This window comes from Stenotrophomonas sp. pho, assembly GCF_006228405.1.
GTDB classification, from domain to species: domain Bacteria; phylum Pseudomonadota; class Gammaproteobacteria; order Xanthomonadales; family Xanthomonadaceae; genus Stenotrophomonas; species Stenotrophomonas sepilia.
Map to the genome: position 1 here is coordinate 4,064,223 of NZ_CP029759.1, position 16,046 is coordinate 4,080,268.

The following is a 16,046-nucleotide window of genomic DNA, read 5'->3' on the forward strand; positions in this document are numbered from 1 at the left end:
CGGCATGGCCGGGTGCAATCCAAGACGAGAAACCAAGATGAGCGACAAGGTTGTACATGTCGGCGACGCCGACTTTGATAGCGCAGTACTGAATTCCAAGGAACCGGTGCTGGTCGATTTCTGGGCCGAGTGGTGTGGCCCCTGCAAGATGATCGCCCCGGCGCTGGACGAGCTGGCCGATGCCTACCAGGGCCGCGCCAAGATCGCCAAGGTCAACGTTGACCACAACCGTGCGCTGGCCGCGAAGTACCACGTGCGTTCGATTCCGTACCTGGTCGTGTTCAAGGATGGCGAGAAGGTCGGCGAGCAGATCGGTGCGGTGGGCAAGGCCCAGCTGGCCGGCCTGCTGGACAAGGCCCTGGCCTGATCCTGCCGGTCTCCGGCAGCCGCCGAGCGCGGCTGCCGGCGGGCGCACCACGCCCATGATGAATGCTGTTCCCGGCGACCCTTGCATGGCGCCGCAGGCCGATGATAGTGTCGGCATATCCGGCCGCGTTCGCGTGCCGCACCCTCTGGACGCAGTTTCTTCCAGACCCATTCCCAACGTTCGCCGCCCCAGCCGGGCGCTCGCACCGTCAAGCGAGGAATAACGCTCTTGTCCGATAACACTTCCGAAACCGGCAGCGCTGATGCGCCCGCCGAAAAGCGCGTGCGCAAGCCCCGCGTGAGCAAGGCCGCCGCCCCGGCAGCCGCAGAAACCAGCGCCGCTCCGGCGCAGCCGACCCTGCCGCTGGCCGCCGCGCCCGAAGCACCGGCGCCGGCCGCAGCACCTGCGCCGAGCGCGCCCGCCGCCGAGGCCCCTGCCAGCAGTGGCGGTGGCGAGGGTGGCGAGGGCCGCGAATCCGGCCAGCCGCGGCAGCAGAATCACCAGGGGGGTGGCCAGAACCAGGGCCAGAACCCGTACAACCAGAACGGCCAGCAGGGCCAGGGGCAAGGTCAGGGCAACCGACGCGACCGCTTCCGCAACCGCCGCGACCGTGACCGCAACAATCGCTTCCGCGACGACGGCATGTCCAATGACGGCGGCGAGCAGCAGCCGTTCGTGCCGCGCCCGCACGCCAACGTGCCCGAGGGCTTCCCGGTGTACTCGCTGAGCGACCTCAAGCGCATGCCGGCACAGAAGCTGCTGGAAATCGCCGAGCAGCTGCAGATCTCCGAAGGCGTGGCCCGTGCCCGCAAGCAGGACGTGATCTTCGCCCTGCTGAAGGTGCTGACCCGCCACGGTGACGGCGTCGCCGCCGATGGTGTGCTGGAAATCCTGCCGGATGGCTTCGGTTTCCTGCGCGCGGCCGAAGCCAGCTACCTGGCCGGTCCTGACGACACCTACATCTCGCCCAGCCAGATCCGCCGCTTCAACCTGCGCACCGGCGACCACATCTCCGGCCGCATCCGCTTCCCGAAGGACGGCGAGCGCTACTTCGCGCTGAACATCGTCGACACCATCAACGGCGAGCCGATCGAAGCGTCGAAGAACAAGGTGCTGTTCGAGAACCTGACCGCACTGTTCCCGCGCCGCCGCTTCACCCTTGAGCGTGGCAACGGTTCGTCGGAAGACATCACCGGCCGCATCCTCGATCTGATGGCGCCGCAGGGCAAGGGCCAGCGCTCGCTCATCGTGTCGCAGCCGAAGGCCGGCAAGACGATGATGATGCAGCAGGTCGCCACCGCCATCACCACCAACCATCCGGACGTGCACCTGATCGTGCTGCTGATCGACGAGCGCCCGGAAGAAGTGACCGAAATGCAGCGCACCGTGCGCGGCGAGGTCATCAGCTCGACCTTCGACGAGCCGGCCGCGCGCCACGTGCAGGTGGCCGAAATGGTCATCGAGCGCGCCAAGCGCCTGGTCGAGCACAAGAAGGATGTGGTGATCCTGCTCGACTCGATCACCCGCCTGGCCCGCGCCTACAACAACGTGGTGCCGAGCTCGGGCAAGGTGCTGACCGGTGGTGTGGACGCCAACGCCCTGCACCGCCCGAAGCGCTTCTTCGGTGCCGCGCGCAACGTGGAAGAAGGCGGCAGCCTGACCATCATCGCCACCGCGCTGGTCGACACCGGCTCGAAGATGGACGAGGTGATCTACGAAGAGTTCAAGGGCACCGGCAACAGCGAAGTGCACCTGAGCCGTCGTATCGCTGAAAAGCGCGTGTTCCCGGCCATCGACATCAACCGTTCCGGTACCCGCCGCGAAGACCTGCTGATCGAACCGGAACTGCTGCAGAAGATCTGGATCCTGCGCAAGCTGCTGCATCCGATGGACGAAATGGCCGCGATGGAATTCCTGCTCGACAAGATGAAGAACACCAAGTCCAACGACGAGTTCTTCGGTTCGATGAAGCGCTGATCCGCGCCATTGCATCGAAAAGAACCTGCCGCCCGCTGCGGCAGGTTTTTTTTGCCTGCAGGACGACCTGCTTCACTTTGCCGCCGCCGACTTTTGGCGATAATTCGCCCGATACCCTGCCCGGCCCCAAGGGCGTGGCCACCGATTCCCGCTGTCGCCCCTTCCGGAGAACCGGTCGGGTCCAGCCTCCTGCCGGATCCGTCGACGCATGCGAACGCTGTCCCCCCGCCTGAACCTGGGCAAGCTGATCCTCGCCCTGGCCCTGCTCAGCGCCATCATCGCCCTGGCCAATACCCTGCTGGCCAGTTACCGCGTGCAGCGCGACCAGCTGGTCGGCAACACGCTGGAGGCCAACCGCGTCTATGCCACCAAACTGGCCGAGACCACCCAGAATTTCCTGCTGGCCGCGCAGCAGGAGCTGGCCTACGCCGCCACCCGGCTCGGCCAGAATGATCTCGATCCGGCACAGGCCCAGGATGAAGCCAGCCGGCTGCAGCTGCAGACCAACAGCTTCAACTCCTCGCTGGTGGTCGACGCCGACGGCCTGGTGATCGCCACCTCGCCGCAGACCCTGCAGCTGCAGGGCGAGATCCTGCACAGCGCCGGCAACAACGCCGCACTGGCCGCGCGCCAGCCGATGATCAGCGATCCCTACCAGTCGACCACCGGCAAGCTGCTGGTCTCGCTGTCGCACCCGATCTTCGATCGCCAGGGCCGCTATCGCGGCTACGTCAGCGGCACCCTCTACCTGCGCCAGCGCAGTGCGCTGCACACGCTGCTGGGCAAGCACTACTACCGCGACGGCTCGTACCTGTACGTGGTGGACCGCAATGGCCGCCTGCTGTACCACGCCGATGGCAAGCGGGTCGGCGACTACGTGGTCGGCAACCCGGCGGTGAAGGCAGTCGTGCGCGGTGAACGCGGTGCGCAGCAGGTCCGCAACAACCTGGGCGTATCGATGCTGGCCGGCTATGCACCGGTGCCGGCCACCGGCTGGGGCATCATCGCCCAGCGGCCGACCGAGGCCACGCTGCAGCCATTGTCGCGGTTGATGACCGCGGTGATCTGGAATGCGATCCCGCTCGGCCTGCTGTCACTGCTGGTCACCTGGTGGTTCGCCCGTCGCATCTCGATGCCGCTGTGGCAGCTGGCGCGAAACGTGCAGGGTGGCGAGGACACCGGGAACGCGATCAGCCACGTCAGCGGCATTCGCGCCTGGTACTTCGAGGTGGCCCAGCTCAAGCAGGCCGTGCTGCACAGCTTCAACGCGCTGCAGGACCGCATCGGCACGCTCAGCCGCGCCAACCGTACCGATCCGCTGACCGGCCTGCTCAATCGCCGCGGCCTGCAGCAGGCGCTGGATGCGCTGCAGGTGCAGGGCATTCCGTTCGCGATCCTGGCGCTGGACATCGATCGCTTCAAATCGATCAACGACAGCCATGGCCATGACGTCGGCGACGCGGCCATCGTCCATATCGCCGACCAGATGCGCCGCTACTCGCGCGACAGCGACATCCTCTGCCGTGCCGGCGGCGAGGAATTCCTGCTGCTGTTGCCGGGCATCAGCACCGACTATGCGCGCCAGGCCGGCGAGCGCCTGCGCCAGCACATCGCCGATCATCCGTTCGAGCCGGTCGGCACCATCACCGTGTCACTGGGCGTGGCCCACTTCCCCAGCTTCCACGTCGATGCCGAGCAGGCACTGCGGCTGGCCGACAAGGCCCTGTACATGGCCAAGGAACAGGGCCGCAACCGGGTGGTGGTCTACCCGTACGCGGACTGAAAAGCGGCCGGCCTGGCCGACCGCTTCACCGCGCCGGGCTCAGCGCTGCGCCAACGGTGTCAGCAGGCGCAGGCCGCGCTGGGTGCCATCGACCATGTACACGCCCCCGGCAGGCAGCAGATCACTGCCCACCTGTTCGACGGCATCCGGCTTGCGCCACGGTGCGGCCTGGCGCGGGCCGGGGATGTAGGCACGCCAGCGGCCATAGCGCTCCGGCTGGGCATTGCCGTTGCTGCCGGTGTCGCTGTTCAGGGCGAAGTTCACCGGCACGCGTACGGTCCAGAAGTCGCGCGTGCTGTTCTCGCCGGTCGTGGGCGGGACGAAGGTCCACTTTCGGGCGCCGCTGATGCTGGCCTTGGCGAGCAGGTCGCGCATCTTGGCCAGGGTCCGCTCCGGCGCGACCACGGTCATGTTCACCTGTTCGGCAATGACGTCGGCCACGGTCCCGTCGCGGGCCACCTTGACCAGCAGCAGCACATCACCCTGCCCGCCACTGCGGAAGACATCCTCGGGGTAGCGCGGTGGCGGCATGTTCTTCCGGGTCACCGAATCGGTAGCCTTCGGGTCATACTCACTGAAGTCGACACTGGTCATGCTGACCTGGTAGCTGCCGTCGTCCTGCTGCTTGCCACGCAGGCGCACCCGCAGTGGTGCGTGGACCGCCACCGGCTTGCCATCGCGCAGCGTCGGCTCGAACTGCCATCCACGGATGGTGCCCTCCACGAACGATGCAATACCCGGTGCGAGCATCGCCTGCTGGTCCAGGACCAGCGCGCTGACCGAGCCGTCGGCCGCCACATCGATACTGCCCGACAGCGCCATGCTCATCTCGGCGGTGGCGCGCACGGCGCGCGCGTTCTGGGCGACGGCCTCGGATGGCAGCAGCGGGGCACCTGCGGAGAACGCCAGGGCCAGCGCAAGGAACAGGGGGGAACGCATCATTGCCGGATCCGTGGTGATGAAGTGAGCACCGAGCGTACCGCAGTCCTGACCGGACCGGCACGTGCTTCACGCCACGCCGTTCAGGCCAGGCGATGGGCCGCCGCGTAGGGCGGCGTATCCGGATAGTTCCCCTCGGCGAAGCGCGCCTGCAGGTCCTGCCACCACGCCGGATCGAACAGGTGCCGGTAGTGCTCCCCCACCGCCGCCAGTTCGCTGGCGGGCAGCCCCATGAACGGGCCGAAGCGCTCGGGAAACACGTCGCGTGGACCGACATGGAACCAGGGTTCATCGGCCATGGCTTCCTCCGGCGTACGCGGCTGCGGCCATGCGCGGAACACGCAGTCGCTGACCAGGCACAGCTCGTCGTAGTCGTAGAACACGGCCCGGCCATGTCGCGATACGCCGAAGTTCTTCGGCAGCATGTCGCCGGGGAAGATGTTGTTGCGCGCCATGTCGGTGATCGCCTGCGCATAGTCGAGTACCGCTGCGCGCACCGCCTCGCCCCCCTGCTCGCGCAGGTACAGATTCAATGGCCGGAAACGGCGCTGCACGTAGCACAGTGCGACTTCCACATGGTCGCCATCGACCCGCACGGTCTGCGAGCATTGCTGCAGCAACTCCTCCAGCAAGGCCGGTGCGAAGCGGTCGCGCGGGAAGCGCAGGTGGCGATACGGCTGCGCATCGAGCAGGCGGCCGACGCGGTCGAGGTTGAACACCAGCGCGTACTTCTCTTCCACCTGCTGCCGCGACATCGCCTTGGGCCACGCGAAGCGGTCGCGGATCAGCTTGAACACCAGCGGATAGCTGGGCAGGGTGAACACCGCCATGACCATGCCAGGTGTGCCTTCGGCGGGCACCAGCCGCTCCTGCGGATGCTCGTTGAAGTGGCGGAAGAAGGTGCGGTAGCGCTCGGTCTTGCCCTGCTTGGCACGGCCCAGCACGGTGTAGATCTCATCGATGGGCTTGCCCGGCAGCAGGCTGCGCAGGAACACCACCGCATCGCCCACCGTGGCAAGGTCGGCCTGGAAATAACTGCGCGACACGCCGAACAGATGGGCGACGTCGCGGCGCCGGGTCAGCACCGCGTCGGCGCGCAGTCCACGCTCATCGTTGACCAGCGCGATCACGCAGGGTGAGAACCGGTGCTCGCCGAACACGCGGCCCACCAGGTAGGCACGGCGCTCGCGATAGAACACGGTGTCGAGCAGCTCGATGCTGCGCACCGGCGTATCGCCCCAGTGGGCCAGATCGTCCTGCAGGCGCACGGCGATGGCCGCCGCGCAGCGCAGCTGGTGCGCATACGGAATGTCGAAGCGGTAATCGGCCAACACGCGCTGCAGGGCCTCCACCGGCCGCGTGGGTGAAACCGCGTAGGTATGCCGCGCAACCGGATGGGTGATCGCATCGGACGGCTCGACGTCAAAGGCGATGAACTCCAGCGCCGGGTCCACGCCACGGGTGGAGAACAAGCGCCGCGACAGTGTGTTGTAGAAGGTCTTGTACAGTTCGGCATCGATCAGCCCCCGCAGCAATGCGCTGTAGCGTGCATGCACCTGCAGCCACAATGCGCGCTCCCCGATTGCTTCGCCGGCAAGGCGCCGCAGTGCATCCATCTGTTCGGCAATGCACAGGTCGTACAGCGCGATGCGCTCGACTGCATCCTGGCGCGCAGCCGCCCAGTCGCGCTGCTCGAAACGCTGCCGCGCACGAGCGGTGATCGTCGCAAAGCGGGCGTGGTACTGCTCGAAGCCAGCGTGGATGGCGCCAGCGATGCGCGACGCCAGCTCGGCATCGATATCAGGCTCGGACATGCAGGACTCAGCCGGGAGGACCGGCTTCACCATACGCTGGCGTGTGCAATGGCGTCGAGTGCGAAGGTAGTGCCGGCCGCTGGCCGGCAGCACCTGGACCGTCGATGGATCGATGCAGACGCCGGCCAGCGGCCGGCACTACCGGCTCAGATCGCCAGTTCGGCCTCCACGTCCTGCACCTTGCGTCGGGCCAGTGCAAGGTTGGACTTGGTCCGGTCCAGCACGATGTAGAAGAACAGTCCCTTCTTCTTCGCGACCGGTCGCATGATGTGGTACGCCTTGCCCAGCGAGATCAGGATATCCTCGATGCTGTCATTGAGGTTCAACGAGGCGGCGGTCTTCATCTTGGCCCGGATCACTTCGGTGTTGCCGGCAGCGGCCACCTCCATGTCCATGCCGGCACCGGCTTCGCCCAGCAGCATGCCGCTTTCGTAGTCGACCAGCGCCACTGCCTGCGCGCCGTCGATGCCCATCAGTGCGTTCAACGATTCATTCAATCCAGCCACGTCGCACCCCTTGTCGATGTTGGTTCGAGCCCCTCGTTCCCCTGCGGCCGGGCTCACGATCCGCCGAGTTCGGCCAGGATCGCCTGGCCACATTCCCTGCTCTGCCACAGCACCTGCCCGATCACGCTGCGCTGGTCGCAGGCCGCCATCAGCAGCAGCGGTGCACGTCCCTCGGCCTGGATCGCCAGCATCAGCACCTTCCCGCCCATCGCTTCCAGCATCAGCGTCTGCAGATCGCCCAGCAGCAGTTCGCGCCCCACCGCTGCGGCCAACGCCAGCATCGCGCTGGTCATCGCCGCCAGCCGTTCGCCGCGTCCTTCGGCACCGGCGCTGACCAGGGCAAAGCCATCGACGCTGGCCAGCACCACCGTGCGCACGCCCTCCACCCGCTGCTGCAGGTCCTGCAGCAGCGGCTGCAGGCGCTCACGCTGGCCCGCATCGGGCAGTACCGCCATCTGCCCGTCACCCATGCGCGGCCACCAGTGCGTGTGCTTCCATTTCGCTCATCAGTACATCCATCAGCAGCAGTCCCTGTTCGCGGTCACGGGCATCCACGGCCAGTAGCGGCAGCGGCTGGTCATCGAGGCAGGCACGGGCGGCCCAGTCATCCAGCGCCGCCTGTGGCGCCTGGTCCAGGTGGGTGACCGCCACGACCAGTGCCAGGGATGATGCGAACGGCTGCAGCACCTGCAGGTAGTCCTGCAGCTCGCTGGCAATGCCGACGCGACGTGCGTCCAGCAACAGCACCGCGCCCCGTGCACCCTGTAGCAGGATCGGCCACAGGAAATCGAAACGCTGCTGGCCGGGCGTTCCGTACAGACGCAGGCGTTCTCCGTTGGGCAGGTCGATGTCTGCATAGTCCAGCGCGACGGTGGTGGAGGCCTTGTCGGCACCGAGGCGATCACTGTTGGCCACATCGGTGTCGACTACCGCGCCGGCCGCGATGCTGCGCACCAGCGTCGACTTGCCGCTGCCCATGCCGCCCAGCACCACCACCTTGTGCTCACGCATTGCGCTCACTCCCGCGCAGGTGCCGCCACAGGCGGGCAAGCAGTCCGTTGTCGGTGCGGGTGCCACCGGTCGCCATCATCGGCGCCGCCGGGGCGGCCTGCAGCTGCGCGTAGCCACACAGGTAGGCCGCGTGGATGAAATCGCGAACGGCCGCCGCCGGCAGCTCAAGCAGCATCGCGCATTCTTCAACCGTGCACGCGCGCTTGAGCAGCAACGAGCACAGGCGGAATCCATCGTGGTCGTGCCCCAGGACGCGGAAATCCGGCCAGCGCAGCAGCTTCACCGAAGCGCCGCGCAGGCGTTCGTCCAGTGCCTGCCAGTGGCGGCTGCGTTGCGCCCATTGCCACAACAGCGGCCGCAGCGGCTGGCGTGTTCGCTCACCAGCCAGCGCCTGCAGGCGCATTGGCGTCAGTGCATCCAGCTGCAGGCGTTCGAAAGCATCGGCCAGGCGCTCCACCAGCGCGCTCGCGGGTTCCTGCAACAGCACGGCCTGGTCGTGCTCCAGATCCATCAGCAGCAAAGGCTCGCCCGCATCACTCAACAGTGCCTGGCCATGGCGCAGCGGCAACCGCTCGCGCAGCAGGCGGGTGATGGCGTGTGCGCCATCGGCCAGACGTATCAGCGCGGGTGCGGGCATGGCCAGGGGCTCCGGTGCCAACTGCATGCGACGCAGCGCGCGGCCGATGGCACCGTCGTCGAGCACATCCTGGTGTCCGTCGCCGTCGCGCAGTTGGCCGCCGTTGTCCTCGATCCAGCATTGCAGGCGCGGTCGCTGCTGGCGCATGCGCTGGGCCGCGTTGCGCAGTGCCGGGGTATCGCGGATGACCAGCAGGTCGCAATCGTCCAGGTCCCGGCTGCGGCGGACCTGGCCGTCCGGCAGTGCCGACGCCAGGCGCAGCCGTTGCAGCAGGGCCTGCTCGCCCTGGATATCGGTTCCCACTACCAGCACGCGTGCCATCCGTGTCCCCGGGCGACCACCTCCCCGGTGGTCTCGCGTCGCCAAGGCTAGGGCATCGCCAGCGGCAGCCGTCGTGATCGACTGCTCAGATCGGGAGCGGTTGCAGGCGGTGTCCGATCGGTTCTGCGACTGCTATCGCGGGCAAGTTTCATGCCCCGTTGACGGCATTCCGACAGCCGACGGAAGTCACGGTTTCATCGCCTGGGGTCAGATCCCTTTTGCGTGGCAAAAGGGATCTGACCCCAGAGCCAGAAAAGAAACCCGCGCCGAAGCGCGGGTTCCGGGGTCACGGCCGAACGGCGACGGATCAGCCGCGCAGCAGCTCCAGCGCGGCGTTGAAGGTCGCGCTCGGGCGCATCGCCTTGCTGGCCTTGGCCACGTCCGGACGGTAGTAGCCGCCGATGTCCACGGCCTTGCCCTGCACTGCGATCAGCTCGTCGACGATCTTCTGCTCGTTGTCGGTCAGCGCCTTGGCCAGCGGGGCGAAGCGTGCCTTCAGTGCGGCATCCTCGTCCTGGGCGGCCAGGGCCTGCGCCCAGTACAGAGCGATGTAGAAGTGGCTGCCACGGTTGTCGATGCCGCCGAGCTTGCGCGACGGCGACTTGTCGTTGTCCAGGAACTGGCCGTTGGCTTCGTCCAGCGCCTTGGCCAGCACGCGGGCGGCGGCGTTGTCATAGCGGTTGCCCAGGTGTTCCAGCGACGCAGCCAGGGCCAGGAACTCACCCAGCGAATCCCAGCGCAGGTAGTCCTCTTCGACGAACTGCTGCACGTGCTTCGGGGCCGAACCACCGGCGCCGGTCTCGAACAGGCCACCACCGGCCATCAGCGGCACGATCGACAGCATCTTGGCGCTGGTGCCCAGCTCCATGATCGGGAACAGATCGGTCAGGTAGTCGCGCAGCACGTTGCCGGTCACCGAGATGGTGTCCTCGCCCTTGCGGATGCGGTCCAGCGAGAACGCGGTGGCTTCCACCGGCGGCAGGATGCGGATGTCCAGGCCGTTGGTGTCGTGGTCCTTCAGATACTGCTCGACCTTGGCGATGACCTGCGCGTCGTGGGCGCGGGCGGCATCCAGCCAGAACACGGCCGGGGTGCTGCTCAGGCGGGCACGCTCGACGGCCAGCTTGACCCAGTCCTGGATCGGCGCGTCCTTGGTCTGGCACATGCGCCAGATGTCACCGGCTTCCACAGTGTGCTCGAACACCAGGTTGCCGGCGTCGTCGGTGACCTTGACCACGCCATCGGCAGCGATCTGGAAGGTCTTGTCGTGCGAGCCGTACTCTTCGGCCTTCTGTGCCATCAGGCCGACGTTGGGCACCGAGCCCATGGTGGCCGGGTCGAAGGCGCCGTGCGCCTTGCAGTCGTCGATGACGGCCTGGTACACGCCGGCATAGCAGCGGTCCGGAATGACCGCCTTGGTGTCCTGCAGCTTGCCTTCGGCGTTCCACATCTTGCCGGAGTCGCGGATCATCGCCGGCATCGAGGCGTCGACGATGACGTCGCTCGGCACGTGCAGGTTGGTGATGCCCTTGTCCGAGTTGACCATGGCCACGCCCGGGCGCTGTGCGTACTCGGCAGCCAGGTCGGCTTCGATCGCGGCACGGGTGGCTTCCGGCAGCGACGGCAGGCGCGCAGCCAGGTCACCGATGCCGTTGTTGGCGTCGAAACCGGCCTGCTTGAGCACGTCGGCATGCTTGGCCAGCACGTCCTTGTAGAACTCATTGACCGCCACGCCGAACATGATCGGGTCGGAGACCTTCATCATGGTCGCCTTCAGGTGCAGCGAGAACAGCACGCCCTGGGCCTTGGCATCGGCGATCTGCTCACCGATGAACGCGGCCAGCGCCTTGCGGCTCATCACGGCGGCGTCGACGATCTCGCCGGCCTTGACCGCGGTCTTTTCCTTCAGCACAGCGGTGCTGCCGTCGTTGCCGTGGAAGGTGATCTTCAGCGAACCGGCGTTGGCCAGGGTGGCCGACTTTTCGCTGCCGTAGAAATCGCCGGCGGCCATGTGCGCGACGTGCGACTTCGAATCCGGCGCCCAAGCGCCCATGCGGTGCGGGTGCTTGCGCGCGTAGTTCTTCACCGACAGCGGTGCACGGCGGTCGGAGTTGCCTTCGCGCAGCACCGGGTTCACCGCGCTGCCCTTGACCTTGTCGTAGCGCGCCTTGTAGTCGCGCTGCTGGTCGTCGGCCGGGGTTTCCGGGTAATCCGGCAGCGGGTAGCCCTGGTCCTGCAGTTCCTTGATGGCCGCCTTCAGCTGCGGCACCGAGGCGGAAATGTTCGGCAGCTTGATGATGTTGGCGTCCGGGGTGGTCGCCAGCTGGCCCAGCTCGGCCAGGTCGTCGCTGACCTTCTGCGCGTCGGACAGCAGTTCCGGGAACTGCGACAGGATGCGGCCGGACAGCGAGATGTCACGGGTTTCCACCACGATGCCGGCCGTGGCGGTGTAGGCGTCAACGATCGGCAGCAGCGACTGGGTGGCCAGGAACGGTGCTTCGTCGGTCAGCGTGTAGAGGATCTTGGACATGGGGGACTTGGACTCTGTAGCAATGCTCAGGGGAAGGCCGGCGCCAGCGCCGGCCCACGTGCAACCGTGTCGCGCGCGAGGCGGGGCCCCACGCTTTCCCCCGTCGCCGTCAGGGTGGGCGCGCGGCGGGGAAACCCCTGCATTGTCGCGTTTTCAGTCGCGCGGGGCAAAGCCACGCCATACGCGGCGGTACTGCATGCCGGCAACGCTGTGATCCATCGACGCCTGGATGAAGCCGACCATCATCCAACAAAAAAGGACGCAGCCTCGCGGCTGCGTCCATCGTGAGCCCTGCCGGGAGAGAGTCGGCTGGACTTACTTGACCTCGAACTCCTGCGGCGTTCCGGCCGCCTTGCCATCGACGGTGACTTCGGCGCGGTACTTGCCGGCCGGCCAGCCCTTTGCATTCTTGAAGGTGACGTTGGTGGTTTCCGCACCGCTGGTGTTCAGCGTGGCATTCTGTTCGCCGGCCACCTGGCCGTCCTGGTAGGTCAGCTTCGCGCCAACGGCGACGTTGTTGGCAGCACCGTCGGTCTTGACCGAGACGATGATGTCGTCCTTCGGCGCGAACAAAGCCGTCGTCGCAACCGACTTGTCGGCGGCTGCGGTCTTGCCGACCGTGACCGACGAGACGCTGACAGCAGCGGCTTCGGCCATCGGCGGCGGCGCGCCGGTCATCGGGGCCGGTGCTGCCGGTTCGGCCGGAGCAGTCGCTGCCGGAGCGGCATTGTTGTCGGTCGACTCTTCTTTCTTCTTGCAACCGACCAGGGCGACGCTGCCCAGCAGGGCGGCGATCAGGGCGGTCTGGAGCGGGGTGGTCTTGATCATTCGGGGTTCCTCCCAGGGATTGTCGGACGGCGTTCTGGCCGGCTTACTTCGGCGGCAGTTTCAGGGTCTGGCCCGGGAAAATCTTGTCCGGGTCATCAAGCACATCGCGGTTGGCTTCGAAGATCTTCTTCCAGGCATTGGCGTCGCCCAGATGCTGCTTGGCGATCTTCGACAGCGAGTCACCCTTCTGCACGGTATAGGTGCCGCCGCTGACAACGTCCGCGGTGCTGTCCACCGAAGCGCTGACGCCGGAGAAGTCCGCCTTCGGCACCTGCTCGGCGGTACTGTCGACACTGCCACTGACGCCGGAGAAATCGGCTTTCTTCTCGGTACTCATCCACAACTCCCGTCTGCATGACTACGTGATTGGCACGGTGCCATGGCGGTTGTTAAATGGGGATGGTGCAGATGTGAAGCCGCCCCCGGGGGCGGCTGAACAATCGGGAGAGACGGTGTCCGGTCGTGCCGGCCGCTGGCCGGCTTTCCCTTGCCCTGGACGCGGGTTCCTTGCGGTTGCCGGCCAGCGACCGGCACTACCGGTTACTGCCGCAGTTCGCGGTAGGTCGCAGCCGGGGCGGTGATGCCGGGGCTGGCGCGCCAGGGGTTGATGTCCAGGCCACCACGGCGGGTATAGCGGGCCTCCACTTCCAGCCATTGTGGCTGGCAGCGCGCAGATACCTCGCTGAAGATCCGCTCAACGCACTGCTCGTGGAACTCGGCGTGTTCACGGTAGCTGACCAAGTAGCGCAGCAGGCCCACGCGATCGATCTTCGGCCCGCGGTAACGCAGGCTGACCGTGGCCCAGTCCGGCTGGCCGGTGACCGGGCAGTTGGACTTCAGCAGCGACGAGACCAGGGTCTCTTCCACCACCTCACCCGCATCGGCGGCGAGGAAGTCCGCCTGCGGCGGGCCGTAGCAGTCGATCTCCAGTTCCAGCCCGTCGATGGACTCGCCGAGCGGCGTCTCGCGCAGGCCTGGCAGGCCGAACTCGACCTGGACCGGCACACCGGCGCAGGCCGACAGATCCGCCACCAGGCGCGCGCGCAGTGCCTCGGCGCTGTCGATGCGGGTGCTGTTGAGGGAGTTGAGGTACAGCTTGAACGACTTCGATTCGATCAGCCGCGGCGAGGTGCATGGCACCTGCACCGTGGCGACGGCGACCTGCGGCTTGCCACGCGGGTCGAGCCAGCTCAGCTCGAAGGCGTGCCAGCGGTCGTGGCCGACGAACGGCAGCGCGGCCTCATCGAGGCCGATCTCGGCGCGGGCGCCGCTGCGGGGGATGGGGAACAGCAGGCCGGGATCGTACTGCGACGGGTAACTGACCTCGCGACCGAGGCTGGAATCCTGTGGGGTGTTCATGGAGGTCATTGTATCGCGCGGAGGGCGGGCCTTCGGCCGGGCCGGCCAACGGCGGAGCCCCTCCGTGGTGGGGTGTTGGGTCGTCGAAAGCCTGGATTCCCGGGAGTGGGCCGGGCGGATGGGGCTGGCGGGGACGCCGTGAATCCGTCCGTGGAGGCTTAGCCGCGCCATCCATGGCGCGGATACCCCGCCAGCCCCACCCGCCCGGCCCCCCGACACATTTCTGCCGCCGATCCACCACGGGAAAGATCAGAAAATCAAAATCCGATCCTTCGGACATTTTCGATGTCTGCCATCCACGCATGGCGTGGATCTACCGGCAAGCCACGGGATCGGGTCTGGAGGAAGGCCCCCTGAGTCAGGGGGCGGCCGCGAAGCGGCAGGGGTCTGGAAGCTGGTAAGGGGGGCCCACCGTTCGCGCAGCGAACTGTGGGAGCGACAGCGCGCATGCGATGTCGCGTACCCAGGGCTGCAAGCCCTGCCGGAAACCCTCACCCCGCCGGGGTGCCGGCACCGTGCAGGTAATCCAGGCTCACCTGCAGCAACGCCCGCAGTCCCACATCCAGTGCCTTCTCATCCAGCAGGAACTTCGGCGAATGGTTGGCCGGCGCCGTCGCCGGGTCGATGCCCACGCTGGTGGAGCCGACGAAGAAGAACATGCCCGGCACTTCCTTCGCGTACAGCGAGAAATCCTCCGCGCCCATCTGCAGCGGCGGCTCGTACACGTTGTCCTTGCCCACCACCGCCTGCAGGCTCGGCAGCATCTTCGCGGTCAGCGCCGGGTCGTTCACCGTGGCCGGGTTGCCCTCCGACTCGTAGATGTCGGTCACCGCCTTCGCACCGTGCGCGGCGGCCGTGTGCTCGGCCACGTTGCGCAGGTCGGCAAAGATCTGCTGGCGCATGCCTTCGTCGAAGGTGCGGATGGTGCCGACCATCTCCACTTCATCGGGAATGATGTTGTAGCGGATGCCGCCGTTGATCGCGCCGAAGGTCAGCACCGCCGGTTGCTTGGACAGGTTGGCGCGGCGGCTGACGATGGTCTGCGCGGTGCCGACCAGATCGGCGGTGGCGACGATCGGGTCAACACCGTTCCACGGTGCCGAGCCATGCGTCTGGCGACCGATCACCTTGATCCCGAAGCGATCCGAGGCGGCCATCAATGGGCCGCCGCGCACCGCGATCTGGCCGGCCTGCACGCTGGAGAACACATGCAGGCCGAACACGGCCTCCGGCTTGAAATCGGCAAACAGCCCTTCCTTCAGCATCAGTGCCGCACCGCCCTCTTCCGGCGGCGGCGCGCCTTCCTCGGCCGGCTGGAAGATCAGCATCACCTGGCCCGGCAGGTCCTTCTTCATTGATACCAGCGCTTCGGCCACGCCGAGCAGGGTGGCGGTATGCGCGTCGTGGCCACAGGCATGCATCACGCCCACGGTCTGCCCGCGGTACTGGTCGGTGGCCTTGGAGGCGAACGGCAGGCCGGTCTGCTCGGTCACCGGCAGCGCGTCCATGTCTGCACGCAACGCGATCTTCGGACCCGGCTTGCCGCCTTCGATGATCGCCACCACGCCGTGGTGGGCGATGCCGGTTTTCGGCTTCAGGCCCATCGCACGCAGGCGCTTGGCGACCTCGGCCGAGGTGCGCGCCTCGCGGTTGGACAGCTCCGGGTGCTGGTGGAAGTCACGACGCCATTCGACCACCTGGGCCTGCAGCCGCTGCGCGGCGGCGGTCACTTCGGGGCGTTGCCCGTCCTGGGCATGGGCAAGCGCCGGCAGGGCCAGCAGCAGGGCGGACAGCAGCAGCGAACGGCGCATCGCAATCTCCACAGCAAGAGGGTTCCAGCTGAATGTAGGGCAACACCGGCGCCACGGGAACCTCCGGTGCCGCATCCGGTCTTAGCGCCCGTCCCATCCGTCATGCAGGAAACGTGATGTGGCACAGGTATGCTTTGCGCATTGTCCCGGCGTCCCGTCCGGT

At 67.0% G+C, this 16,046-nt stretch carries 14 protein-coding genes; 3 read left to right on the forward strand and 11 right to left on the reverse strand.

The genetic code is table 11. From position 1 onward, the window contains the following. Positions 1-37: 37 nt before the first annotated feature. The 3 genes from trxA to DL544_RS18975 all read left to right on the forward strand — a co-directional run bounded on the left by trxA (position 38) and on the right by DL544_RS18975 (position 4,127). Positions 38-367 (forward strand): thioredoxin, encoded by a 330-nt coding sequence (trxA, locus tag DL544_RS18965; RefSeq protein WP_005411275.1) that lies wholly within the window; start codon positions 38-40, stop codon positions 365-367. 228 nt (positions 368-595) lie between these two features. Further along, the gene (rho, locus tag DL544_RS18970) at positions 596-2,344 is read left to right on the forward strand and encodes a transcription termination factor Rho (protein WP_053498291.1); all 1,749 of its coding nucleotides are present in this window, start codon (positions 596-598) and stop codon (positions 2,342-2,344) included. A gap of 208 nt (positions 2,345-2,552) precedes the next feature. Then, entirely contained in the window at positions 2,553-4,127 is a 1,575-nt protein-coding gene (locus tag DL544_RS18975) for a sensor domain-containing diguanylate cyclase (protein ID WP_139727824.1), read from the forward strand. 39 nt (positions 4,128-4,166) lie between these two features. On the opposite strand, the gene DL544_RS18980 is transcribed toward DL544_RS18975, so the two are convergent. The 11 genes from DL544_RS18980 to DL544_RS19030 all read right to left on the reverse strand — a co-directional run bounded on the left by DL544_RS18980 (position 4,167) and on the right by DL544_RS19030 (position 15,883). Continuing rightward, positions 4,167-5,069, reverse strand: coding sequence for an energy transducer TonB (locus tag DL544_RS18980; RefSeq protein ID WP_065196831.1), 903 nt, complete (start codon positions 5,067-5,069; stop codon positions 4,167-4,169). A gap of 80 nt (positions 5,070-5,149) precedes the next feature. After that, entirely contained in the window at positions 5,150-6,880 is a 1,731-nt protein-coding gene (gene aceK, locus DL544_RS18985) for a bifunctional isocitrate dehydrogenase kinase/phosphatase (RefSeq protein ID WP_065178841.1), read from the reverse strand. Positions 6,881-7,026: 146 nt separating this feature from the next. Next, positions 7,027-7,386: a hypothetical protein gene (locus DL544_RS18990; protein ID WP_005419760.1), complete on the reverse strand. Its 360-nt coding sequence runs from the start codon at positions 7,384-7,386 to the stop codon at positions 7,027-7,029. 53 nt (positions 7,387-7,439) lie between these two features. Then, on the reverse strand, positions 7,440-7,856 hold the full coding sequence (locus tag DL544_RS18995; RefSeq protein ID WP_065178842.1) for a roadblock/LC7 domain-containing protein: 417 nt from the start codon (positions 7,854-7,856) through the stop codon (positions 7,440-7,442). Continuing rightward, the gene (locus tag DL544_RS19000) at positions 7,849-8,397 is read right to left on the reverse strand and encodes a GTP-binding protein (protein ID WP_065178843.1); all 549 of its coding nucleotides are present in this window, start codon (positions 8,395-8,397) and stop codon (positions 7,849-7,851) included. Before DL544_RS19000 ends, DL544_RS18995 begins: the two co-directional genes overlap by 8 nt. Continuing rightward, positions 8,390-9,355, reverse strand: a complete 966-nt coding sequence (locus tag DL544_RS19005; RefSeq protein WP_065196830.1) for a hypothetical protein — start codon at positions 9,353-9,355, stop codon at positions 8,390-8,392. The genes DL544_RS19000 and DL544_RS19005 overlap by 8 nt, the downstream gene beginning before the upstream one ends. 307 nt (positions 9,356-9,662) lie before the next feature. Beyond that, on the reverse strand, positions 9,663-11,885 hold the full coding sequence (locus tag DL544_RS19010; RefSeq protein ID WP_139727826.1) for an NADP-dependent isocitrate dehydrogenase: 2,223 nt from the start codon (positions 11,883-11,885) through the stop codon (positions 9,663-9,665). Between the two features lie 315 nt (positions 11,886-12,200). After that, the gene (locus DL544_RS19015; RefSeq protein WP_072169182.1) at positions 12,201-12,713 is read right to left on the reverse strand and encodes a hypothetical protein; all 513 of its coding nucleotides are present in this window, start codon (positions 12,711-12,713) and stop codon (positions 12,201-12,203) included. 43 nt (positions 12,714-12,756) lie between these two features. Beyond that, positions 12,757-13,050, reverse strand: coding sequence for a LysM peptidoglycan-binding domain-containing protein (locus tag DL544_RS19020; RefSeq protein ID WP_005419771.1), 294 nt, complete (start codon positions 13,048-13,050; stop codon positions 12,757-12,759). A 203-nt stretch (positions 13,051-13,253) separates the two neighbouring features. After that, complete coding sequence (queF, locus tag DL544_RS19025) at positions 13,254-14,072, reverse strand: NADPH-dependent 7-cyano-7-deazaguanine reductase QueF (protein ID WP_139727828.1); 819 nt, start codon at positions 14,070-14,072, stop codon at positions 13,254-13,256. A 491-nt stretch (positions 14,073-14,563) separates the two neighbouring features. Further along, positions 14,564-15,883 (reverse strand): M20 family metallopeptidase, encoded by a 1,320-nt coding sequence (locus DL544_RS19030; RefSeq protein WP_053500212.1) that lies wholly within the window; start codon positions 15,881-15,883, stop codon positions 14,564-14,566. Positions 15,884-16,046 lie beyond the last annotated feature (163 nt).